General features: G+C 67.9%; 14 protein-coding genes and 4 pseudogenes. 9 read left to right on the top strand and 9 right to left on the bottom strand.

Annotation, left to right across the window (positions count from 1 at the left end):
* Positions 1 to 386: 386 nt before the first annotated feature.
* From H7965_RS24280 to H7965_RS24265, 4 genes and pseudogenes are all read right to left on the bottom strand, one after another.
* Positions 387 to 998, bottom strand: coding sequence for a hypothetical protein (locus tag H7965_RS24280; protein ID WP_186773156.1), 612 nt, complete (start codon positions 996 to 998; stop codon positions 387 to 389).
* Between the two features lie 53 nt (positions 999 to 1051).
* Positions 1052 to 1264 (bottom strand): annotated as a pseudogene (locus H7965_RS24275) (transposase); the annotation flags it as partial.
* Between the two features lie 69 nt (positions 1265 to 1333).
* Complete coding sequence (locus H7965_RS24270) at positions 1334 to 2077, bottom strand: SH3 domain-containing protein (protein ID WP_186773155.1); 744 nt, start codon at positions 2075 to 2077, stop codon at positions 1334 to 1336.
* A 144-nt stretch (positions 2078 to 2221) separates the two neighbouring features.
* Entirely contained in the window at positions 2222 to 2539 is a 318-nt protein-coding gene (locus H7965_RS24265; protein ID WP_186773159.1) for a hypothetical protein, read from the bottom strand.
* On the opposite strand from H7965_RS24265, the pseudogene H7965_RS24260 reads away from it, so the two are divergent.
* From H7965_RS24260 to H7965_RS31255, 4 genes and pseudogenes are all read left to right on the top strand, one after another.
* Positions 2526 to 3232, top strand: a pseudogene (locus tag H7965_RS24260) (IS6 family transposase). The gene H7965_RS24265 and the pseudogene H7965_RS24260 sit on opposite strands and share 14 nt — an antisense overlap.
* 250 nt (positions 3233 to 3482) lie before the next feature.
* A complete protein-coding gene (locus H7965_RS24255) occupies positions 3483 to 4955 on the top strand; it encodes a tetratricopeptide repeat protein (protein ID WP_229682770.1) in 1473 nt (490 codons plus the stop codon).
* A gap of 179 nt (positions 4956 to 5134) precedes the next feature.
* A complete protein-coding gene (locus tag H7965_RS24250) occupies positions 5135 to 6898 on the top strand; it encodes an FAD-dependent oxidoreductase (RefSeq protein ID WP_186773154.1) in 1764 nt (587 codons plus the stop codon).
* 402 nt (positions 6899 to 7300) lie between these two features.
* Positions 7301 to 7845 (top strand): annotated as a pseudogene (locus H7965_RS31255) (IS3 family transposase); the annotation flags it as partial.
* Positions 7846 to 7849: 4 nt separating this feature from the next.
* Here H7965_RS31255 and H7965_RS24235 read toward each other — a convergent pair.
* Positions 7850 to 10084, bottom strand: coding sequence for an endonuclease/exonuclease/phosphatase family protein (locus tag H7965_RS24235; protein ID WP_186773151.1), 2235 nt, complete (start codon positions 10082 to 10084; stop codon positions 7850 to 7852).
* A gap of 97 nt (positions 10085 to 10181) precedes the next feature.
* Complete coding sequence (locus H7965_RS24230) at positions 10182 to 12296, bottom strand: bifunctional metallophosphatase/5'-nucleotidase (protein WP_186773150.1); 2115 nt, start codon at positions 12294 to 12296, stop codon at positions 10182 to 10184.
* A gap of 401 nt (positions 12297 to 12697) precedes the next feature.
* On the opposite strand from H7965_RS24230, the gene H7965_RS24225 reads away from it, so the two are divergent.
* Positions 12698 to 15067: a glycerophosphodiester phosphodiesterase family protein gene (locus H7965_RS24225; protein WP_186773149.1), complete on the top strand. Its 2370-nt coding sequence runs from the start codon at positions 12698 to 12700 to the stop codon at positions 15065 to 15067.
* Positions 15068 to 15113: 46 nt separating this feature from the next.
* Here the strand turns inward: H7965_RS24225 and H7965_RS24220 are convergent, their stop codons facing one another.
* Positions 15114 to 15434, bottom strand: coding sequence for a hypothetical protein (locus H7965_RS24220; RefSeq protein ID WP_186773158.1), 321 nt, complete (start codon positions 15432 to 15434; stop codon positions 15114 to 15116).
* 15 nt (positions 15435 to 15449) lie between these two features.
* Positions 15450 to 16094 (bottom strand): nucleotide-binding protein, encoded by a 645-nt coding sequence (locus H7965_RS24215; RefSeq protein ID WP_186773148.1) that lies wholly within the window; start codon positions 16092 to 16094, stop codon positions 15450 to 15452.
* A 137-nt stretch (positions 16095 to 16231) separates the two neighbouring features.
* On the opposite strand from H7965_RS24215, the gene H7965_RS24210 reads away from it, so the two are divergent.
* Complete coding sequence (locus tag H7965_RS24210; RefSeq protein ID WP_186773147.1) at positions 16232 to 17353, top strand: hypothetical protein; 1122 nt, start codon at positions 16232 to 16234, stop codon at positions 17351 to 17353.
* Positions 17354 to 18459: 1106 nt separating this feature from the next.
* Here the strand turns inward: H7965_RS24210 and H7965_RS24205 are convergent.
* On the bottom strand, positions 18460 to 19209 hold the full coding sequence (locus H7965_RS24205) for a DUF899 domain-containing protein (protein ID WP_222440786.1): 750 nt from the start codon (positions 19207 to 19209) through the stop codon (positions 18460 to 18462).
* Positions 19210 to 19398: 189 nt separating this feature from the next.
* Here H7965_RS24205 and H7965_RS24200 point away from each other — a divergent pair, with 189 nt between their 5' ends.
* The 3 genes and pseudogenes from H7965_RS24200 to H7965_RS24190 all read left to right on the top strand — a co-directional run.
* On the top strand, positions 19399 to 20619 hold the full coding sequence (locus tag H7965_RS24200; RefSeq protein ID WP_186773145.1) for a helix-turn-helix domain-containing protein: 1221 nt from the start codon (positions 19399 to 19401) through the stop codon (positions 20617 to 20619).
* Between the two features lie 9 nt (positions 20620 to 20628).
* Positions 20629 to 21306, top strand: coding sequence for a Vgb family protein (locus H7965_RS24195; RefSeq protein WP_186773144.1), 678 nt, complete (start codon positions 20629 to 20631; stop codon positions 21304 to 21306).
* A gap of 111 nt (positions 21307 to 21417) precedes the next feature.
* Positions 21418 to 22104, top strand: a pseudogene (locus H7965_RS24190) (IS3 family transposase); the annotation flags it as partial.
* Between the last annotated feature and the right edge of the window lie 386 nt (positions 22105 to 22490).

Raw genomic sequence — 22490 nt, 5'->3', positions numbered from 1 at the left:
CAGCTTGCTGCGGTCGTACCGAGCCCGGTTCTCCTGCGTCCACATCGCCGCAGTTCTTCCCGCCCCGGCCGCCCACAGGCCAGTCACAACCCATTCAAATCATAGCACCTGTCCCCGGACGGACACTCAGGCGTTCACCACCGCCGTGAGCCGGCAGCGGCCCCGTGATGGGTGTCCTGCCGGGTGCCCTGGTCCCGAACCAGCGCGATGATGGCGACGGCCGAACCCTATCCCTCATTCTCCGGGAACAGCTTGAAACCGCGAGTCCTAGTGCGAGACCATGCGGCCGGCTGGTTCAGGGCGGCGTCCACATCACAGGACCAGGCCGCGCCGAAAAGCCCATCGGACCACCACTCGCCCGGGCCCCGGATGCCAACCCGCGGTACCTAGTGTTCAACGAACCGGGCGAGGCGCTCCGCCCTTCTCCCCCCCGGAGAGTAACCGTCGGAGCCCGCTGCGAGGCATATCGCGTCACTCACGGCGGACGGTGAAACCAGGCTACCGATGCGCATGTCGACCGGAATCCCCAGCGCGGACGTGGCCACCGCATTGGCGCTCGCCGCCGCGGCCCCTTCCGGTTTGGCTAAGCGGGGCCCCAGCACAACGTTCAGCCACCTCGCGAACAGGGGGAAGCCCGCGGCGAAGCGCGTAATGTCCGCCTGCGTGACGGGGCCGCGCCCCCGCGGGAACGTCCATGCAAGCGGATGGCGAAGGCGATGCGGCCAGCGCTCCCACTTCGGCAGGGAATCGAGCGCAGCGTCGCCCTGCGCGAGGCGGTGCAGGACCTTGCGGAACCCTGCTGCGCAGGTCTGCAGCGTATCGGTCGCGGGCAGGTCGATGAACGCCAGCACGGGGGCGATCTGCCACACGCTGGTCAGGCCGCTGAGTGCCGGATGGTCCGGGCTCGGTGCGTCGGACAGCATGCCATGCCGGAACCAACCGAGCAGGTAGCCCGGGTCGCAGGTCTCACCGCCGCTCAGCGGCTTGGACTGATCCACTCCGAGATCGACTGCCGGTGGGATCATGACCTGACCGAGCGCCGCGGCGTAGGCCTCAACCGCCGCCAGCAGGTTATGCCCGACCCGCAGCCCATCTCGGCGGGCAGGTCCTCCCACTGGATGCCCGTCTTGAGGACAAAGATGATGCCGGTCAGTGCCGCACGGTCCGGCACCGGTGGCCGACAGCCCTTCGGCTTCGGCCGTGCGGGCGGCAGCAGCGGCTCCAGCATCGCCCAGAGATCATCAGGAACCAGGGGCTTCGCCATGCCCCCAGTAACGCATGAAAGCAAGTTTTGTTAGACGCTCTTAGACCTTCCCCTTGCCCGGGCGCTTTCCTACGGGTCCAGCATTGACCCGTGCACCCAGCCGAAAGGCTGATCTTCGCCCACCTGCAGCCAGCCGCCCGGCGCTTCGCTGAAGACGCGCAGGGTGGAGGCACGCGGGACAATGCGCACCACCGCCCCGCCGCCGCCCGGCTGGCTGCGGATGTTGACGGGATGGGCTGCCGTGGTGATCACCATTCGCCCGGCAGCCGCGGCAGGTGGGGGCGACGCTGGCGGCGCTGGCATCGGTGAGCTGGCTACGCCCGGAGCCGGTGTAGTGATCGGAGGTGCCTCGGGTTTCGGGGCCAGTGCAGAGTCGAGCGGTAACGGCGGCAAGGCGCGCGCCTGCGGGCGACCTCTAGGCGGGCCGCCACCCTCGAAGCAACGGTCGAGCATCTCGACAATGACGCGGCTTGCCTCCGAATTAGACATGCCAATTACGAGATCCGTCCGCTCAGCCCTTTCCTCCTTCAGTGTCACCACCGCGACCCAAGGAATGAAGGGGTCATTGGTCTTACCGGTCGGGTTGACCTGCCCGCAAACCGCGACGGTGTTCGGCACCTGCTGGCGCCAAGCCTGCAAAGCGCGCATCTGCATCTCGCCCACCATACGCAGTCGGGCTCGCACCTGCGCCTCCGCGGCTTGGCGCGCGATGGAGAGGGCGGGCTCGGGGCCAGGCCTGTCCTTCGGTGGGTCGTCGCAGGCCGCCAGCCCCGTCCCGAACATCGCGAGGAGCGGCGCGATCAGCTTGCGCATCATGGTTCCCTGTTGAGCGATAGGCCTTCTAATCCAGATGCAGCCGGGGGCAAGGACAACACCATGTCCAGTGCGGCCCAAACCATAGAGAGGCGATCACGGCGGCATGACCGCCGACCCTGTGATTGTAGAGCGCTGCTCGTCCTACATGCTGGGCACGGACTGGAGCAGCGCTGGTAGCTCCAGGTGAGATGGCTGTCGCCCATCCAGAATCGCCTCGACGATGTCGAGCGCCAGCAGCGTCAGGCGCAGCACGTTGCCGCGGAAGCCTCTACCGATCTTCTCGGCCTTGGCCATTTCGCTGAGGAGGAATAGCGCCCGCTCTCGCGGCAATCGCTTCCACCGATGGGTTCTGGCCAACGCCTTCACCATCGCTGGATCTGCCTGGGCATTGTCACGTTGAAGGCTGGTGGTCTGAAGGGGCCGGCCAGGCGAAGCTGGGACGGTGATGCCCGAGCCCACGACCTATCCTGGCCATCGCTTCGCGGCCGAGATCATCCACCATGCCGTGTGGCTGTACCACGTCTTCAGCCTCAGCCTGCGCGATGTCGAGTTGATCCTCGCCGAGCGGGGGCATCACGGTCGCACACGAGAGCATCCGGCGATGGTGCCTGAAGTTCGGCCACGACTTCGCGTCCAGGCTGCGGCGCCGGAGGCCGAGACCGGGCGACACCTGGCACCTCGACGAGGTGTTCCTGCGCATCGGTGGCACACTGCATTACCTCTGGCGCGCCGTCGACCAGCATGGGGTCGTGCTCGACATTCTGGTCAAGGCCGCCGGAACGTCACTGCGGCCAAGCGCTTCTTCAAGCGGCTGCTGCATGGTTGCGGTACAAGCCGCGGCGCTTGGTCACCGATCGCCTGCGTAGCTACGGTGTGGCAAAGTGGGAGGTCCTGCCGGGTGTGCAGCACCGGACCAGCCGCTACCTGAACAACCGAGCGGAGAACTCCCACAGGCCAACGCGTAGGCGCGAGAGGCAAATGCAGCGCTTCAAGGCAACGGAGCAGGCGCAGCGGTTCCTCTCGGCGCATGCATTCATCTATAACCACTTCCGTCCACGGCGCCACCTGATGAGCACAGACCAGCACCGTCGTGCTCGCACCAAGGCCTTTGAGATCTGGCAACAGGAGACCTGCGCCCACATCGCCACGTGAGGACGCGCGAGTTCGATCGCGTGCTCAGCCTCGCTCAATCACCAATCAACGTGACAATGCCTGCCCGCAGCAGCATCACGCCGCCGCTCCAGTGGCCGACTTTCTCTCCGCTGTGCACAAGTTGCTGAACCTGGAGAGACCTGGCCGTCTGGCTTCCAGCGCCAGTGCCATATCTGGCAGTTATGTGCTGCGCCAGGGGCCGACGGCTGCGAGCGGGAACTGCTCCGCCCCCGTCCCGAGGGTGCATGCAATGCCCGATATCGGGCAGAGTTGCACCCTGTGGGACGCCGGAGGGAAGGAAATGAACGATCGGAAGCGGGTGGCCGGCCTGATTCGGGACCACATCGCTCGGGAGAGGCTGTCCCGGGAGCAATTCGCCTTCCGGACTAAACTCGGCAAGTCCACGGTGGACAAGCTACTTGTCGGCCTGTTCTCCGATCGCACGCTGGCCATCGTAGAGGCCCAGACCGGGCTGTCGCTCCGCTCGGCGTCGGTCCGGCACGAGGGCGCCAGCCCTGAATCGGTCACGGCGCCGCCTGACATGCCTTCAATCGCCGTCCTGCCCTTCGCAAACATGGGCAGCGACCCGGCGCAGGACTTCCTGGCGGACGGCATCACCGAGGACCTCACCACCGAACTCTCCCGCCTTCGATGGCTCCTCGTCATCGCCCGCAACTCCACCTTCGCCTACAAGGGACGTGCGGTGGACGTGCGCCAAGTCGCGCGCGAGCTTGGCGTCCGCTACGTCCTGGAGGGCAGCGTCAGGACCGCAGCCGGCCGCATCCGCGTCACCGCCCAGCTCGTGGAAGCGGATGCTGCCAGGCACATCTGGGCCGAGCGCTACGACCGCGACTTGGGCGACATCTTCGCCGTGCAGGACGAAATCACCCGCAGCGCCGTCGCCGCGATCGAGCCCCACCTCTACGCCGAGGAGGGTGCGCGCGCCGCACGGCGGGCGCCGGAGAGCATCGACGCCTGGGGCCTAGTCGTCCGCGCGCTGGGATTGCTCCACCAAGTCGGACGCCAGCAGAACGAGGAGGCGCGTGCCCTGCTCGCGCGTGCCATCGGGATCGAACCGGGCTACGCACGGGCCCACGCGGTGCTAGGCTGGGCCGTCTGGTGGGCGGCGCAGTGTCAATGGTGTCTGGACCGCGATGCGGGCTTTACCCAGGCGGCCCGGCACGCCGAGGAGGCGGTCGCACTCGGCCCCGCCGAGCCCTGGGCACGGATGACGCTCGGGCTCTGCCTTAGCGAGCGAAGGCGGCACGAGCGGGCGCTGGTCGAGGCGCGGGCGGCGATCGAACTCAACCCGAGCTTCGCACTGGGGCGGGCGACCTACGGATGGGTTTTGCTCGCGGCGGGCCGCAGCGAGGAGGCGATCGCGGAGACAGGCGCGGCCCTGCGGATGAGCCCAATCGACAGCTTCTCCGGCCTCTACACCTCCTTCCACGGCCTCGCCCTGCTCGGCGCACGGCGCTTCACTGAGGCGCTTCCCTTCTTGCGCGCTTCGGTCGCGGCTTTCGCGGAGAACCCGGGGCACCTGCACACCCTGATCAGTTGCTGCGGCCATCTTGGGCTCACCGAGGAGGCAGCGGATTTCATCGCGGCGCGGAACAGGATTGCGCCACCCCTCCGCCTAGGCGCGCTCCGCCAGCGGATGGCTGGCTTCGCGCATGGCAGTGTATTCGTCGAGGGGCTCGCTAAGGCCGGCGTCCCGGATTGACCCTCCCCCGCCGGGACGGTGACGCGGAAGGCCCCGGAAAGCTCAGGAAAGCTCCGAAAAGCTCCGGCGATAGCTACGGAAAGCCCGGCTTGGCACGATCGCCTCGTCCTCGGCGGAGCCGGGAATGGGCCAGCGCTGCAGGCCCGTCACGGTGACGCGAAGCCAGATGGGAGGCGAAGATGATCGAGACCGATGTGCTTATCGTCGGCAGTGGGCCCGCTGGCGGCTCGGCCGCGCTGATGCTGAGCAGCCAGGGCGTGCGCAATATCCTGGTCACCAAACACCACTGGCTGGCCGACTCCCCGCGCGCCCATATCACCAACCAGCGCACCATGGAGATTCTGCGCGATCTTGGCGTGGAGCAGGAGGCCGTGGCCCTCGCCACGTCGCAGGATCTCATGGGCAATACGGTGTTCTGCACCAGCCTCGCGGGCGAGGAACTGGGTCGCGTCCGCGCCTGGGGCACGCGCCCGGACCGCCGCGCCGAGCATGCCATGGCCAGCCCTTCCGCGATCTGCGACCTGCCGCAGAACCTGCTGGAGCCGCTTCTCATCGGGAATGCCGCCGCCCGCGGCACACGGCTCCGCTTCGATATCGAGTACCTATCCCTGGAGCAGGATGCCCATGGCGTGACGGCCCGGGTGCGCGACCGCCTCGACGGCACCGAATACCCGATTCGGGCGAAATACCTGATCGGCGCCGATGGCGGGCGCAGCAAGGTAGCGGAGGACATCGGCCTGCCGTTCGAGGGGCAGATGGGCATCGCGGGCAGTATGAACATCGTCTTTGAGGCAGACCTTTCTCGCTACGTCGCCCATCGCCCGAGCGTCCTCTACTGGGTGCTGCAACCCGGCTCCTCGATCGGCGGGATCGGCATGGGCGTGGTGCGGATGATCAGGCCCTGGACCGAGTGGATGGCCATCTGGGGCTACGACATCAATGGGCCTGCACCGCAGGTCGACGCGGAGGAGGCCACGCGGATCGTCCACCGACTGATCGGTGACGCGACCGTCCCGGTCCGCATCCGCTCGACCGCGCTCTGGACCGTCAACCGGATGTACGCCACCCGCTACTCCAAAGGGCGCGTCTTCTGTATGGGCGACGCGGTGCATCGCCACCCGCCTTCCAACGGCCTCGGCTCCAATACCTCCATCCAGGACGCCTACAACCTGTGCTGGAAGCTGGCCATGGTGCTGAAGGGCCAAGCCGATCCGTCATTGCTCGACAGCTACGACGCCGAGCGCGTGCCAATCGGCCGGCAGGTGGTCGAGCGCGCCAATCGGAGCATCGAGGAATTCGGGCCGATCTTTGGTGCGCTCGGCCTGCTGGGAACGCAGGACGCGGAGGTCATGGGTGCGAACATGGAAGCGCGCAAGGCGGCGACGCCCGAGGCTGCGGCGCAGCGTGACCAGCTCCGCCAGGCGATCCTCGCGAAGCAGTACGAATTCGATGCGCATGGGGTGGAGATGAACCAGCGCTACCGCTCCTCTGCGGTGGCGAGTGATGCTTCGCCGGAGCCCGAATGGCGGCGCGACCCCGAGCTCCACTACGAACCGACCACTTGGCCGGGCGCGCGGTTGCCGCACGCTTGGCTGGTCCAACGGGGATGCCAAGTCTCCACGCTGGACCTCGCCGGCAAGGGTCGCTTCGCGCTGCTCACCGGCATCGGTGGCGAGGCCTGGGTGGACGCCGCGCGTGCCGCTGCGGAACGCCTCGGCATCGCCATCAACGCCTTCCTCGTCGGCCCGGGCCGTGACCTGGAGGACCCCTTCGGCGAATGGTGCGTGGCGCGCGAGGTCGGGGAGGCCGGCTGCGTGCTGGTACGCCCGGACATGCACATCGCCTGGCGCGCGCAGGACGCCGCGCAGGTGGCGCGGCTGGCGGATGTACTGGCCTGCCTCCTGGGACGGGACGGCGGAACCCTCATGCTTGCCGCGGAATGACCGACGAGCGCACCATTGCAGGAGATCAAGCGCCATGAAGCTGCACCACCCTCCGGCTTCGGCACCCTGCCGTCCCACAAACCGCCTGCCGTCACTCCGCGATTCCCAAGGACCCAGCAGACCGCGCCGGCTCAACCGCCCATCCTGCAGGGTCCCGGGCGCGGATGCGCCCTGACGACAGCCCCGGGCAGGCCATTCCTTCGCGGGGTCGGCCACGGTCCGCGCCGCCGAGTCCAAGACAGTCGGCCGGGCCCGCAGGTGGGCGGCCGACCCGCCCCTTCAGCGACGGACGGAGCATGACCATGACCAGTTGCACCACAGGGGCCAGCACGCTCCTGAGGTGGTCCCTGGATTTCGGACAAGTGGTTAAGCTCGGCTTACCTGAGAGAAGGACGGACCCGGATGACGGGCAAGCGGACGCGATACTCGGCGGATTTCAAGACGGCGGCGCAGGAGAGCACAAAGGCGGCCGAGGCGGAGACCGAGAAGCTGCACGCCAAGATCGGGCAGTTGCTGGTGGAGCGGGATTTTTTGGCGAAAGCCTCCGGTCGGTGAGCCTCGAGCGGCGACGGCAAATGATCAAGCCGGAGCATCCGCCGCTGTCGGTGGCGCGGCAATGCCAGCTGGTCTCGATCAGCCGGTCGGGGTTCTACCACCGGCCTGCGGGCGAGACGGCGCTGAACCTGGAGTTGATGCGGCTGATCGACGCGCAGTTCCTGGAGACGCCCTGGTACGGCGCGCGGCAGATGGCGCGGCACCTGCGGCGCGAGGGCTAGGTGGTCGGCCGCAAGCGTATCCGGCGGCTGATGGCGAAGATGGGCTTGGCACCGATCTACCAACGACCGCGGACAACGGTGCCGATCCCTGAACACCGGATCTTCCCCAATCTGCTGCGGGATCTGGTGATCGACCGGCCGAACCAGGTCTGGTGCGCCGACATCACCTACCCGGTCAGCCACCCATCCCGTGCCAATCGGTGCCTGGCGGCAAGAAGAGCTGGATCACCGAAGGATCGTGGTCGGATACGCGCTCGGCATCCGGGTACTCGCTGTTCAGGTGCACGGTGTCGTACTCTGCACGGTTGAGCAGCGCGCGCGAGACCAAGCTATGGTCCAACGCCTGAGCATTGCCGTCGAAGTTGTATGTATAGCGCTCCTCCGGAGGCTCCTGCTCCGCGGCCAAGTCGAACAGCACTTGGCCGCGGCGCCCTTCCGCCTCGCCGGTCATCACATGCTGGCTCGGGTTCCAGGCAAACTCATTGGCGTCGCCGACCACCAGGATGTTGGCGCGATTGTCCTCCGCCAGCAGCCCATCCACGAAGGCGTTGATCTCCTCCGCCTGGGCAATGCGCTGCTCCTCCGAACCGTTGACCGCCGGTTGCACCGCACCGAACAGGCTGGTCCCACCGCCTTTGGAGGAGGAGTGGATGTTGATGATCGTCACCACCTCCCGGCCGAACTGGAAGTCGCCCACCAGAGGGGTGCGGCTGTCGGCGAAGGCATCGCCGTCCGAGAGGTCGCTGTCCAGCACCTGCCGCAGGCTGTCCGGCAGCAGCGTGACGCGCGTGGGGTCGTAGAGGAAGCCAGTGCGGATATTCCCCCCCGGTTCGCCGCCGGAGGTATCGTCGGCTGGCGGGATGTCGGCGAAGGCGTAGCGCGGCCCACCGGCCGAGACGATGGCATCCGCAAGTGCCTGATAGGTCACCGAGGCGTCGGTGAGCCCATCGTTCAATGTCCCATTGCCATCCTGAATCTCCTGCAGGGCCAGGATGTCGGGCGTGTTCAGTTTCAGCACGATCTGCTCCGCCAGCGTGCCGATTCGCGCACCGTCGCCGGGATCGAGGTTCTCCACGTTGTACTCGGCCACGAGCAGGTGCCGGCGGTCGGCCTCAAGCGCCGTGCTCTCCGGCTGCAGGCCGCCAAGCGTCACCTCGAAGGCGCTTGTCGGCACCAGCTCGTAATTGCCGAAATCGTAGGAGAGCACGCCTTCCAGGCCGTGCAGCGCGTCGCCGGTGGTGACCGCCGGGTTGAAGCCGGGCAGCACGCCGCTGTCGGTGTCCACCTGAATGCGCTCGGGGTTGTCGTCGCCCTGGACCAGCGTGATGCCGCCGCGTGCGTTGCGCGGGCCGGCTCCCGCCCCGCCGTCGGCCAGCACCCAGGTCTCGCCGAAGCTGTTGGTGCCGGAGATTGCGACGGCCTCCGGCACGGCCAGGCGCATGCCTTCCAGGCTCTCGAAGAAGTCGATCCCGTCGGTCGCCGGGTCGAAGCTCGCAAAGCCGTCATCCTCGATCACCTGCGTCGGCGGCAGCCGTCCCTCCTCGCCCAGCACCACCGCCGCAGGCAGGGCGTTGCCGGTGGACAGCACCGCCAGCCCCGTGGGCCCGGTGAGCTCAGTGACGGTCAGGTTGTTCGCATTGTTGCCCGGCAGGAATTCCGTCACGCGCCCCGTCAGTGCCAACTCCGTGCCGATCACCGCCTCATCCGGCAACGTGTTGCCGGTGAAGACGAAAATGCCGTCCGCGGTCGCGTCGTCCCCATCGCCCGTGGGATCCTGCAGCCAGAACCCGTTGCTGTCCCGCGCGGTGACGATGCCGGAGGTCCGCACCGTTTCGCCCTCAAGCGGCGAGCGGTGCCCGGCGCCCTGGATCTCCGATATGGTGGCAAGCGGTGGTGGAGGCGGCGGGGGCAAATCGTCCCCGCCCTGGCCGAGATTCAGGCTGCCGAAGCTGGCTTCGAGCGGGCCGGTCCAGGTGAAATCCTCCGCCACGGTGCCGCTACCGGTGAGTTGCAGCGAGAAGCCCACCGGCTCCGTGCCGGCCTCGTCAACACCGATATCGGTGCCGGGCAACCCGTCGGCGGGGCCGCCCACCGCAGTGAAAAATCCTTCATAGGTCAGGAACTGCACCACCGTCCCGGCCGGGTCCACCAGGGCAACGCCGTCCGGCGCGCCGTTCTGGATGCCGTTCGACGGATAGTCGAAGGAGAGAACGCCGAGGCCCGCGCCCGCGTCCGGGATCGTGCCGGACAGCGCGCGCATGTTGTACACCGCGCCGCCGGTGCCGTTGTACAGCGCCAGAGACCAGCCGCTGAGGTCGGTGCCGGCCGGCCCGGCGATCTCGATCGCCTCACCGGTATCGGTGCCCGTATTGTCGTAGTGGATCTCGTTGACGAAGACCGTCGTGGCCATTGGGGTCACCTTGGTTGAAATCGGAATGTCTCGGGAATTGCGACCGGCGGGCTGCCGGCCGCGTGGTCATCGCTCCGTCCACGGGGGGGCGCCTGCCTCAGACCCAGGGGTGATCAAGCTCGGCCAGCCCCGCCTCGACGACATCGCGGATGGCGGAGAAGTTCGGCGCCTTGACACCTAACTGGCCGGCGAATTCCTCGAAGGCCTCCTCGATCTCCGCGAAGAAGGTCAACAACGCTGCATCCAATTTGGGCCCTTCGGGCTCCTGCGGCCCGCCGCAGTCATTCGTGTCCTCGAGCACGGTGTCGTCGCGGACGGACAGGTTCTGCACCCGCTCGTCCTCCGCCGGCCCGACCTCCGCCTCGTCGAAGGCCAAGTCGGGCGTGCCGAAATTCACCGCAAGAAACTCGGCGAAGGCACGCTGCTCCCGCCCCGCCGTGGTGAAGCTGCTCTCGGTGCCGGTGAAGAGATCCACGCGGTTCGTGCCCAGCGTATCCAGGGCGTAGCCGTCACCGCCATCGGCCAGGAAGTTCAGCGTCACCATCCGGAATTCGCGGGCACCGTCGCCCACCACCGCGCCGTCCTGCACGAGTACGTCGGTGGGTGTGCCTGCCTCGTCCACCACCGCCAGGCTCTGCACCCGGCTACCCGCAGGCTGCGAGGGATCGAAGGAGAACTCGATGCCCGAGACCTGCGGAAAGGCGCCTGGCGTGGCGTTGGGCGCAACGCCGGAGACGGCGTTCTCCAGCACCTGCTTCAGGCCTTCCGCCGTCACCGTCACCAGGGACAGGCCGTTGTTGAAGCGCAGCGCGTTCTCAATATCCAGGCGGCTGATCCCACCCTCCGGTTTTCCGGCATCCGGATTGGCCTGCGGCGGCAGCGGCACCGGCACGGCATCCAGGCTGTAGGTGCCGATCTCGGCGCGGATGCCGCCGCCGTTCTTGATGCTGATGGCCGTGCTGGGGTCCACCGTCCGCGCGAATTCCAGGTTCGCGTCGGCCGTGAGGTTGCCGAAGTTGGTCTCCTGCGCGCGCACGGCGGCGCGGCGGCCTTCCAGGTAGACCTCGGTGAAGCCGTAGACCTCGGCATCCTTGGCATCGATGACACCAGACACCGCCTCGGTCAGCTCGCGCACCACCGCGCCGCGGGAGCCCGCAGCATAGGGGTCGGCGGCGCCCCAGAGCTCCGCCACCGTCTCGTCGGTCGCGGCATAGGCACGGCTCTCAGGCGTGTCGGTCTCCGCCGGGATGACCACGCCATTCTCGTCGAAGGCGACGACGAGGCGGCCGACATAGGCGTACTCGCTCGGCGTGTTGACGATGGCGACCGGATTGCCATCGGTGCCAGTCCGGAACACTGGGTAGCCCTCGGAGGGCGTGTCGCCGGCGCGCAGCGGCGTACCGTCATCCGCGAAGAGCGCGTGGCTTCCGCCAGCAATGATGACGTCGACGCCTGAAAGCTTCGTCGCCAAGTCGAGCTCAAGCTGGTACTGCTGCAGATGGCTGGTCAGTACGATCTTCTCAATGCCCTGCGCCGTCAGTTGGTCCACATAGGGCTGCAGGATGGCCGCGAGTTCGGCCGTGCTGTCCATCGCGCCGTCGCCCGCCGGGTCCTTCACCTGGACGCCGCCGGTCGAGGAGATCCCGGTGACGATCTGCGTGGTGACGCCGATGACGCCGATACGCTCGCCGTTCTCCTCGATGATGGTCCAGGGCGCGATGCGGCTCGCCGAGGCGGCGGCGGCAATGCCCGCGGGGTCAGCCAGCGTCGTCGCGGTCGCGGCATAGGTGGCGGCATCGCGCCTTTCCTCCGCAAAGAGGCCACGCAGCGCGGCGTCGCCGGAAAAGTCGAGATTGGCCGAGAGATAGGGGAAGAGCGGCCCGATCGCCGTGACCTGCGTGGCGTCCGCGCCAGCTGGCGCGGCAAAGTCCATGGCATTGGCCAGAACGGTGGTGCCGAGGTCGAATTCGTGGTTGCCGATGGCACTGGCCTGCACGCCGATGGCGCTCAGCACCGCCAGGTCCACCCGCGCTAGGTCGGTGGCCAGACCGGCGAGCTGTTCCGCCGGCACGTCGAGCAGCTCGGCGTAAGCGGTGCGCAGCACGGCCGAGAGGGTGGGGTCCGAGCCGGCATTGAGGAAGGGCGAGGGGATGAAGTTGTCACCCGAGGACAGGGTGATGCTGTCCGGCGCCTCCTCCTCCAGCACGTCCACGATGGCAGCGATTGCGGCGCGCGGTCGGGTGCAGCGAGCCCGGCCTCGAAGTCGGAGGCATGAAGTATCTGAAGCGTGCTGGCGGCCATCGGCATCTCTTCCCGGCGTTTGGCGCCGCCAGGCGTGGCGGTGCGCCGGAACGCTTAGCCGTGCCGCGGGCGGCCTTCCTTCACAGCCAGATGACAGTATACAATCGAGATGAAACAGTTCGACCTGGTACCTGGCTGGCCTAGCCCTTGCGGCGGTGCTGGCGACGAGACGGAAGGCAACGTCACGAATCTGACGTGTCTTGCGGGACAGGAATGCTCGGCGCCTGAAACTTCATCTGGTCGGCATGGCGAGGATCATGCGCGCGGCCCGAAGCTCTCCTCACGGCACGAGCCGTTGAGGAGACCAAGTCCATGGCCACCACCGATGGCGCTTTTCGTGCAGCCACCTTCAACAGCTCGCTCAACCGTGCAGCCGAGGGGCAATTGGTTGCCGACCTTGCCACTCCGAGCGATGCGCAGGCGCAGGCTGTTGCAGAGATCGTGCAGCGGACGGCACCCGATATTCTGCTGATGAACGAGTTCGATTACGCGCCCTACGAAGCCGCGGCGGGGCTGTTACGGCTGAACTATCTCGACCTCCCGCAGGACACGCTTGGCCTCGGCCCGACCGATGCCGCAGGCTACCCCTACGCCTTCGTCGCACCTTTGAACACCGGCCTCGCCTCCGGCTTCGACCTGAATCATGACGGGCAGGTCGTCACCACGCCTGGCGGTCGCGGATATGGCGACGATGCGCTCGGCTTTGGCGAGTTCCCGGGCCAGTATGGAATGGCAATCTTCTCGAAATTCCCGATCCTGGAGGAGCATGTCCGTACCTTCCAGACCTTCCTCTGGAAGGACATGCCTGGTGCGCGGTTACCGGATGATGCCGCGACCCCAGCGACCGGCGACTGGTACTCGCCCGAGGAATTAGCCGTGCTGCGACTGCCGTCGAAGAGCTTCTGGGACATCCCGGTTCTCGTTGAAGGCGAGGTCGTGCATATCCTCGCCCTGCACCCGACGCCGCCAACCTTCGACGGGCCGGAGGACCGGAATGGGCTGCGCAACGCGGACGAGATCCGCCTGGTCGCGGACTACGTTACCCCGGGGCATGGCGGCTACATCTATGATGATGAGGGCGTCTACGGCGGGCTGCCAGTGGGCGAGCGGTTCGTCGTGCTGGGCGACCTGAACGCCGACCCGCAGGATGGCGACAGTACCGATCAGGCGATCCTGCAACTGCTGAACAGCAGTGCCGTGGACGCCTCGCTCCGGCCGGCCAGCGCCGGCGGGCCCGAACAGGCAGCGCTGCAAGGCGGCGCCAATGCGGCGCATCTCGGCGACCCGGCCTTCGACACGGCCGATTTCGCCGATGCCGCCCCGGGCAACCTGCGCGCGGACTACGTGCTGCCTTCCAAGGCCGGGCTCGCGCCGCGCGGCGCGGGTGTGTTCTGGCCTCAGGCGGACGATCCGCTCCTCCCGCTGGTTGGCCGCTTCGATCCCTCGCTGCCGGGTGGCTTCCCCAGTTCCGACCACCGTCTGGTCTGGTCCGATGTCGCGCTTACACCCGACGAACCGCGCGGATTTGCTACCTTGGACGGCGAGCCGCCAGTGGTCATCGGCCATCGCGGCGCCAGCGCGGAGCGCCCGGAACATACCCTCGCCTCCTACCGTCTCGCCATCGAGCAAGGCGCGGAGGTGATCGAGCCCGACCTGGTGGTAACGAAGGACGGCCGCCTGATCGCCCGACACGAGCCGGAGATCGGCGGCACAACCGATGTTGCCGACCGGCCTGAATTCGCCGACCGGCAGACCACCAAAATGCTCGACGGTGTCCCGGTCGAGGGTTGGTGGGCGGAGGACTTCACCCTCGCCGAGATCAAGACGCTCTATGCCCGTGAGCGGATCCCGGAGATCCGCCCGGATAACACCACATACGACGACCTTTACCGGATCCCGACCTTTGCCGAGGTGATCGACTTGGTGAAGCAGGCGGAGGTGGAGACAGGCCGGAAGATCGGCATCGCGCCTGAGACCAAGCATCCGACCTATTTCGAGTTCGAGGGCCGCGGGCTCGACGGTACCCCGATCGGCCAGGACACCAGCCGGCTGCTGGTGGACACGCTGGTGGCGAATGATTTCACCGACCCGTCACGCGTCATCATCCAGTCCTTCGAGCTCGCCAACCTGATCGAGTTGCAGCGCGAGATCATGCCCGCCGCCGGCATCGACATCCCGCTGCTGCAGCTCATGAACGAAGGCGGCTACGACATCGCTTTCAACCTCGATCCGGCCCGTGGCAACAACCCCGATGCCTATGCCGGCTTCGACGTTCCGCTGACCACCGAAAGCGCGGCCAACGGCGACCTCTACGCGCCGACGGCGCTGCGCGCGATGAAGGCGCTCTATGCGGAGGGGATCGGTCCCTACAAGGATGACATCCTGCCGGTGCGCACAGTCTCGCCGGTGGACGGTGACGGCGATAGGCGCGCGACCATCACCCGCCAGCTCACCGGCGAGGTCACGGACCTGCTGGACGATGCCCATGAGGCCGGGCTCGAGGTGATCATCTACACGCTGCGCGACGAGGAGCCGTTCCAGTCGCTGAATCCGGACGGCTCGGTGCGGCTGGCGGAGGAGGAGTACCGCGCCTTCATCGATCTCGGCGTGGATGGCTTCTTCACCGACTCGCCGGCCTCGGGGCGAGCAGCGGTCGACGGCGCGGTCGCCGACCTGCTCTGATCGGCCTGCGGGACCCGCTCGCCCGGCGCGCTCCGCCGCCGGGTGGTCAGGCCGGGTTGCGCGCACTCCACTCCGCGAAGATGCGCTCGAGCAACTCGACCTTCTTGCAGTCCTGCGCCGCTGCGGCGCGCTTGAAGGCGCGGCGAAAGTCGGGGGTGACGCGGAAATTCAGCGGCTCCGTCCGCTCCTTGGCCGGCGCCTTGACAGGCGGTTCCTTGTCCTTGCCCTTCCTGACGCGCGGCGCGGGCTCCTTGCCCAGTGCACCCAGCGTGTCGTCCTGTAGGGGAGGCGCACCCTTGCGGACGGCCCGCCTCTGAGGAGGCTTGGCCACCTCTCCGGCAGGGCGGCTATTCCCGGGAGCTTGCATGTCTTCCTTCCTTCTTCAGGCTTGCCCGCGTCTCAATGAATGCCACGGCGCTGGCCGCGAAGGCCCGGGCCTTGGCCTGCAGCGACGGATGGCGCGCCTCGGTGGCAACGCGGCCTTCGTCATGAGCCCGGCGGTAGCCGGCCCGCTCCGGCCAGGCAGTCGAGAGGCAGTGGTAGCCCGCCTCACCGATGTAGCGTGCCGCCTCCGCGATCTCGCCCGCCGCGTCGCCGGTGCGGCAGAGCGCATGCCGATCTGCACCCGCGGAACTCCGGCGCGGGTGAGTTCATGCGCCAGCCGCACGGCGGGTAGCAGATCATCCACCGCGAGACCCGATGGGATCAGCAGCGCCTCGGCGGCCCATGCCACCTTCAGCGTCTGCGCGTCGGCAAAGCCCCGGGCGTCCAGCACGAGGCAATCGACATCGGCCTGACGCGCCTGCTTCAGCGCGTGCTTGACACTCTCACACCCCACGACCGGCACGTCCGGCCGCAACCCGGCTTCGACCCGACGGCGTGCCCATTCCAGCGAGGTCGCCTGCAGCAGGTCGAGATCGGCCAGCAGCACGCGTCGCCCTTTGGCAGCGAATTCGCGGGCCAGCAGCCGCGCCAACGACGATTTCGCCACGCCACCCTTCTGCGACGTGCACCCCAGGACGAGCACACCCCCTCCGATCCTTGGCCACTGAGCGGGCGCATCCCGCCCAGGATCGGAACAGCATAGCTGCGCGAGTTTCTGGCGTGCAAGCGTGCAATCGTGCATACCACGAACCCGCGGCCAGGGACCGCAAGGAGCTGGGCATGGCAGGAACCGAGCTGAAGGTGCTGTCCGGGCAAGTGGTCGCGCTGCGACTGTTCGATCTGGCCTACGAGATCGACCTCAAGCGCGCCGAGGAGCTGTGGGCACAGCGCGCGGAACGCGCGAGCGAGCGCAGCCGGCTGGCCGGTACGCTGCCGAAGGCGGTGTCCTTCGGCGTTCCCCCGCTCGCGCTCGAACTTGGCCCCGTTTCACTCCAGGTTGGCGGCAGGTCGACGACCGCGACGGCCAGCGTCCGCCTCTACGACTTCGGCATCGCCGCCCTGGCGTTGCGGCTGCCGGTGCAGGACCAGACCTGGACCGATTTCACCACGCTGGTGAACCGTACGGATCAGGCGGTCGGGCCAGCGGCCAAAACCGGTATCTGGGACGGGCTACTGGCGCAGCTCCGGGACCTGCTTGGCGAAGCACTGGACCGGCCCACCGCGGCGCCCCTGCAGGAGGATTACCTGATCGCCGTCGTCAATGCCCTCGACGAGCCGATGACGGCGGAGGCGCTGCAGGCCCGCGTAGACCTCGTCCCGCTGCTGTCGGGCGAGGAGCGGCCGCTCTCGACGGGTGCCCGGAACGACCTGCTGCGTCAGCGCTTCTCCTACCACCCGGACGACCTGGCGGTGATCACCTGGGACCGCGCCTTCATCCTCGAGCCGCAACGCGAGACGGATGTCGCCGACGTGCTGGTGATGGCTAACGCGCAGCTGCTGGAGATGCGCACCTATGATGAGATGCTGGACGAGGAGCTGCCGCGCATGCGCGCGCTGGTCGAAGCGGCGCGGCGGCGTACCAACCTTCTGGCGGCGCGCCGGTATGCCCGCCTGGCAGGACGTCTTCACGCCCTCGTGGCCGAGGTGACCGAGTTGGCCGAGCGGGTGGACAACGCGCTGCAGGTGACCGAGGACGTCTACCTCGCCCGGGTCTATGCCGCGGCGATGGAGTTGTTCCGCGTACCTGCCGTCAGCGCCGCGGTGGACCGCAAGCTCGCCATCGTGCGGGACACCTACACGGCCCTGCACGGCGAGGCCGCCGGCGCACGAGCCGAACTGCTGGAGGCCGCGATCCTGGCCCTGATCGCGGTCGAGATCCTGTTGTCGCTGGTCCGGTACTGATCGCCGTCAGGGACGCTGCGCGCCGCTGAGGCGCTGCGCGAGGTCTACGCCAGCGGCGGCCGACGATGGCCGGGGAGCCTGCCGACCTCCTTTCTGCGGCCAGGCCGGCGTGACGCTGTCCACGATGCCGCCGGCGATGCGCGCCGGATTCGCTTCAGCGCTAAAACCGGAGTGGCATGCGGCGATTGCTGACCGGTCGAGGCATTGTGCCAAGGCCCGGTCGCCCCACGCCAGCCTCACGGGGCTTCGGTGGAGTTTTATGGGGCATGAAGGGGAACCGCCTTGGGCTCGGCTTCCTGAAAGTCCCTGATACAGCACGGAACCCCTTCATATCGGCCGTTGGGACGGCCTGATCGCCAACCTACGAAGCTCGGGGTCAGGAGTTCGAATCTCGTCGGGCGCGCCATTTTTCCATCGTATTACAAGAGCTTACGATCTCCCGGCCATCGAGCCGGGCGTCGTCGTTTTCGGGCATCCCACGCATATCCCCCGAATGGCGCAGGAAGGCCGGCGGCCTCCACCCGCGCGGCTTCCACATCGTCAGGGCTTCTCATACCACGGCCCTGGCGGGTCACCGCTTGGGGTGGTTCGCGGCTGGAGAGGGCTCGGCACCCGGATGTCTGCTCCACCCTCGTAACTCGACATAGAAGCGGGCCGCCCGAGTTCATTCCCAGCGGCGTAGTTTGGCAGGAAGCGGAACGGCGGCTTTCCGGCTAGCGTCCAAGGAAGCGGCCATTGGACGGTAGGCCACGTCCGGCCGCTTTCGACCCTGCGGCAACATTGGTCCGTACGGTTCGGCCCGACGGACACTCACCGATCCTGACTGGTTGAAGCGCATCACCGGCTATGCATCAGCCGCAGCCATGGCGATGCATGGAACGCACTCATAAGCAGGTACATCGGGACCATCCCGGTCAGCGAGGACCCATGCTCTGCTATGCAGAGAGCATCCATCGGACTCCTGCCGGTTACGCCCGCCAGTAGCGCCATGGCGGCGAAGCTGGGCGTGGCCGCGAGGCACAGCCATCCGGCCAAGCCGGGCGCGACCGCAGCACCCGCGTCACCGCAGGCCGTGCCACCGGCCGAGCGGGCGGGACCGGCGCCGATCATGCCTTCGGGCCTGCGCCAAGCTTGCGGAAGGCGGCCTCCTCTGCATTCGACACCTTGACCCAGTTTGGATCGGGTCGTGCCTCGGCGGTGTATCTGTCGTGCCAATTCCACCATTTGTAGGGCGGATCCTGGGGATAGCCCGCCGGGCTATCTTCCCATGTCTCCTGGCGGCCGAGTGGCGTCGCGTCAAGATAGCTCCAGGTGGACCCCATCGCCTCATCGCCGCGGTTGTTGATGAAGTAGGTGCGGAACACCCGCGCGCCGTCGCGGAAGAAAACATTGTGGCCATGCCATTGATCCACGCCGAAATCGGCGTCGAAACCGTCGGTGATGGTGTACCAGGGCATGGTCCAGCCCATCCGCGCCTTCAACCGCGCGATATCCGCCTGCGGTGCGCGGGAGGCGAAGGCCAGGGTGGTGTCGCGGGCGTTCAGATGAGCGGGGTGGGCGACCTGATCGGCAACCATGGAGCAGCCGCGGCAGGCCTGCTCGGGCCAGCCGAACACCCCCGGCTCGAAGAAGGCCCGGTAGAGGATCAACTGGCGCCGGTCCTCGAACAGGTCGAGCAGGCTCATTTTGCCCGCCGGCCCCTCGAAGGCGTAGGTCTGCTCCACTGCCATCCAGGGCATCCGCCGGCGTTCGGCAGCCAGCGCGTCCCGCGCCCGCGTCTGCGCCTTCTCCTTCACCAGCAGCGCCTGGCGCGCGGCCTCCCAGGCCCGCGGCGATACAATAGGTGGCCTGTGCATGGCAGGCTGTCCGCCTGCCTGGTTGTTCTCGGGTGAGTTGGTCATCGCCGTTGCAACCTCCGAATCGGACGAGCGGCCGGGCCTTCGGGCCAAGATGCGACGGGGTCGCTGGCGGTCGCTTGTCTTTGGTGGGGCGAAGCTGGCACCTGGGCATTGGCGGATGGGAGTGACAAGTGTGGCGGGATTCCGATGGACTCGCTGATCACGGCGGCGGGGCGTGCGCTCGCGGCGGGGGATCCGCTTGGGGCGCTGCAGCGGGTCGCGCTGCGCGAGGATCCGCCCGCGCTCGCGCTGCGGGGCATCGCGATGGCGCAGCTTGGCGACTTTGTCCGTGCGAAAGCTCTCCTGCGGCGCGCGGCACGCGGTTTCGGCCCAAGGGAGGCCGTGGCCCGCGCGCGGTGCGGCGTCGCCGAAGCCGAGATCGCGCTGGCCTCGCGCGATCTCCGCTGGCCGGCGCGGGCGCTGGACGCGGCGCGGACGACCCTCGAAGCGCATGGCGACTGGGTGAACGCCGCCCATGCGCGCACCCTCGAGGTCCGGCACCTCCTGCTGATCGGTCGCCTCGACGAGGCGGAGATGAGGCTCGCCCAGTTCGACCCCTCGCCCTTGCCCGCCGCGCTGCGGGCCGTCCATGACCTGGTGGTGGCGGGGATCGCCGCGCGGCGCCTCCGTGCTCGGGCGGCGCGCGCCGCGCTGACCCGGGCGGCGGCGGCAGCGCGCCAGGCCGGCATCCCGGCGCTGGCGGCGGAGGTCGAGAGTGCATTCCTGGCGTTGAACCGGCCCGCAGCGCGGCTGATTGCCGGAGGCGCCGAGCGACCGCTCCTGCTCGACGAGGTCGAGGTGCTGCTGGCGTCGCCGTCGCTCGTCGTGGACGCGTGTCGCCACCTCGTGCGCGATGCGCAGGCGGCGGTCTCCTTCACCCGGCGTCCGGTGCTGTTCGCGCTCGCCCGCGCGCTCGGCGAGGCTTGGCCCGCGGATGTGCCGCGGGACCGGCTGATCGCTCTGGCCTTCGGCGGCAAGCAGGCCGACGACTCCCATCGCGCGCGGTTGCGGGTCGAGGCCGGGCGGCTTCGCGCGGTGCTGCGCCCACTGGTTCGGGTGAGCGCGACCAGGCGGGGCTATGCTCTAGCGCCGCGCTACGCAGCGGAGGTCGTCGTGCTGGCGCGGCTTGCCGAGGAGCGGCATGCCGCATTGCTTGCCCTGCTCGGAGACGGCGAGGCATGGTCGAGTTCGTCCTTGGCGGTCGCACTTGGCGCCAGCCAGCGGACCGTGCAGCGCGCGCTCGACGCGCTTGCGGCGACCGGCAAGGCGCAGTGCTTCGGCCATGGGCGGGCGCGTCGTTGGCTGGTCCCGCCGATGCCGCGATTCACGACAGGCTTGTTACTCTCGGCACCGCTGCCAAGTGATTAAAGTCGTGGCATGAAGCGATCGCCGGCCGAGATCCTCCGCGAGTACGGACCCCTACCAGGGATCGATGGTGTGCATGGGGTTACCTTCGATGGCCGGCACGTCTGGTTCGCGTCCGGCGAGCGGCTGAACGCCTTGGATCCGGCGAGCGGGACGATGGCGCGCTCGATCGATGTCGCCGCGGATGCGGGAACGGCGTTCGATGGCCGGCACCTGTTCCAGATCGCCAAGGATCGCATCCAAAAGATCGATCCGCAGACCGGCCAAGTGCTCGCCACGATCCCGGCCCCCGGTGGCGGCGGCGACGACGCGGGGCTCACCTGGGCCGAAGGGGCGCTCTGGGTGGGGCAATACTGGGGGCGAAGGATTCACCAGATCGACCCCCAAACCGGGGCGATCCTCCGCACTGTCGAATCCAACCGCTTCGTCACCGGCGTCACCTGGACCGACGGCGAGCTTTGGCACGGCACCTTGGATGGCGATGAGAGCGAGTTGCGGCGCATCGATCCCGGGACGGGAGAGGTCCTCGAGAGCCTCGAGATGCCATCCGGCGCAGGCGTGACGGGGCTTGAGTCCGATGCTGGCGAGCGGTTCTTCTGCGGCGGCGGACGCAGCGCGACAGTTAGGGTCGTCCGCCGGCCCAGGCGAGGTCCCGCGGTGGGCAACCAAGCAGCGGCGCGGGAGTCCTAGGCTCATACGCATGGCTGCTTTCAGGCTGGAGCCCGCGGCCGGTTGATGACCGATATGGGCGCAGAGCCGCCGATCTTGCCATCCGCAACCATATGGCTGCTTCACCTCCCGAACCTGAAGCGCCTCTGGCGGCTGTATCGCGAGGAGCGGCTGTCGGTGCGGCGGCGTGGCGGGCGCAAGCGGGCGCTCGGCACGCGGGCGCCGATGGCGGTGCTGATCAACGATGGAGCCTCGACTGCGTCACCGATGCATTGGCCGATGGGCGGCGGTTCCGGGTGCTGTGCGTGGTGGACGACTTCACGCGCGAGGCGCTGGCGACGGTGGTGGACGCCTCGATCAGCGGCACGCGGGTGGTGCGCGAGCTGGAGCGCTGGTGGCCGGGCGGCGCCTGCCTGCGATGGTCGTCAGCGACAACGGCACAGAGTTGACCTTGGTGGCGGTGCTGCGCTGGGCGGAGGAGCGCAGCGTGGAATGGCACTACATCGCGCCTGGCAAACCGCAGCAGAATGCGTTCGTGGAGAGCTTCAACGGCCGTCTGCGGGACGAATGCCTGAACGAGCACGTGTTCGGCTCGCTGGCCGAGGCGCGTCGGCTGATCGAGGCCTGGCGGGAGAACTACAACCAGGTCGGCGACACGGCAGCCTCGGCGGCCGGACGCCGGAGGAGTTCGGCAGACACAGCGCCCGCGCGAAGGATCGGGCCGAGGGCGCTGCGCTACTCGAGGGCTCCGCGCCCTCAGCCCGATCCACCACGGTCCCGACCAGGGGCAAACAGAGAACGGATCCAAATCCGCGGTAGGAAAGCGGGGAGCACGTCACGGCCGACCTATGGGGGCTTGCCAGGAGAACCTCAGCCGCACCGCGCTCGTAGTCCTCCGCCTCGCCTCCATCCGACGTATAATGCGAAGGCTCTGCCAAGCATGAAAATATTCGCGGACGGACGCTGAGACGGGTCGTCAGGCGGACATCTGGTCTAGGTTTTTTGCCCCTAGAAGCAGTATTTAGCCGCTTGAGAGACCCATGGCCAAGGGCCCGAACTGAACCGCCCCGGGTTTGCCGGAGGCTTCAAACCTTGAGAGGTTGGAGCCATGACGAAGAAGACGTCGAACCGGTTTTCGCCTGAGGTGCGGCAGCGAGCGGTACGGATGGTGCTGGACCACGGAGGTGACCACGCCTCGCAGTGGT

The organism is Siccirubricoccus deserti (genome assembly GCF_014283215.1).
In the GTDB taxonomy this organism is placed as follows: domain Bacteria; phylum Pseudomonadota; class Alphaproteobacteria; order Acetobacterales; family Acetobacteraceae; genus Siccirubricoccus; species Siccirubricoccus deserti.
The sequence above is the reverse complement of the archived record's forward strand: the minus strand, read 5'-3'. Positions and strand labels throughout refer to the sequence as shown.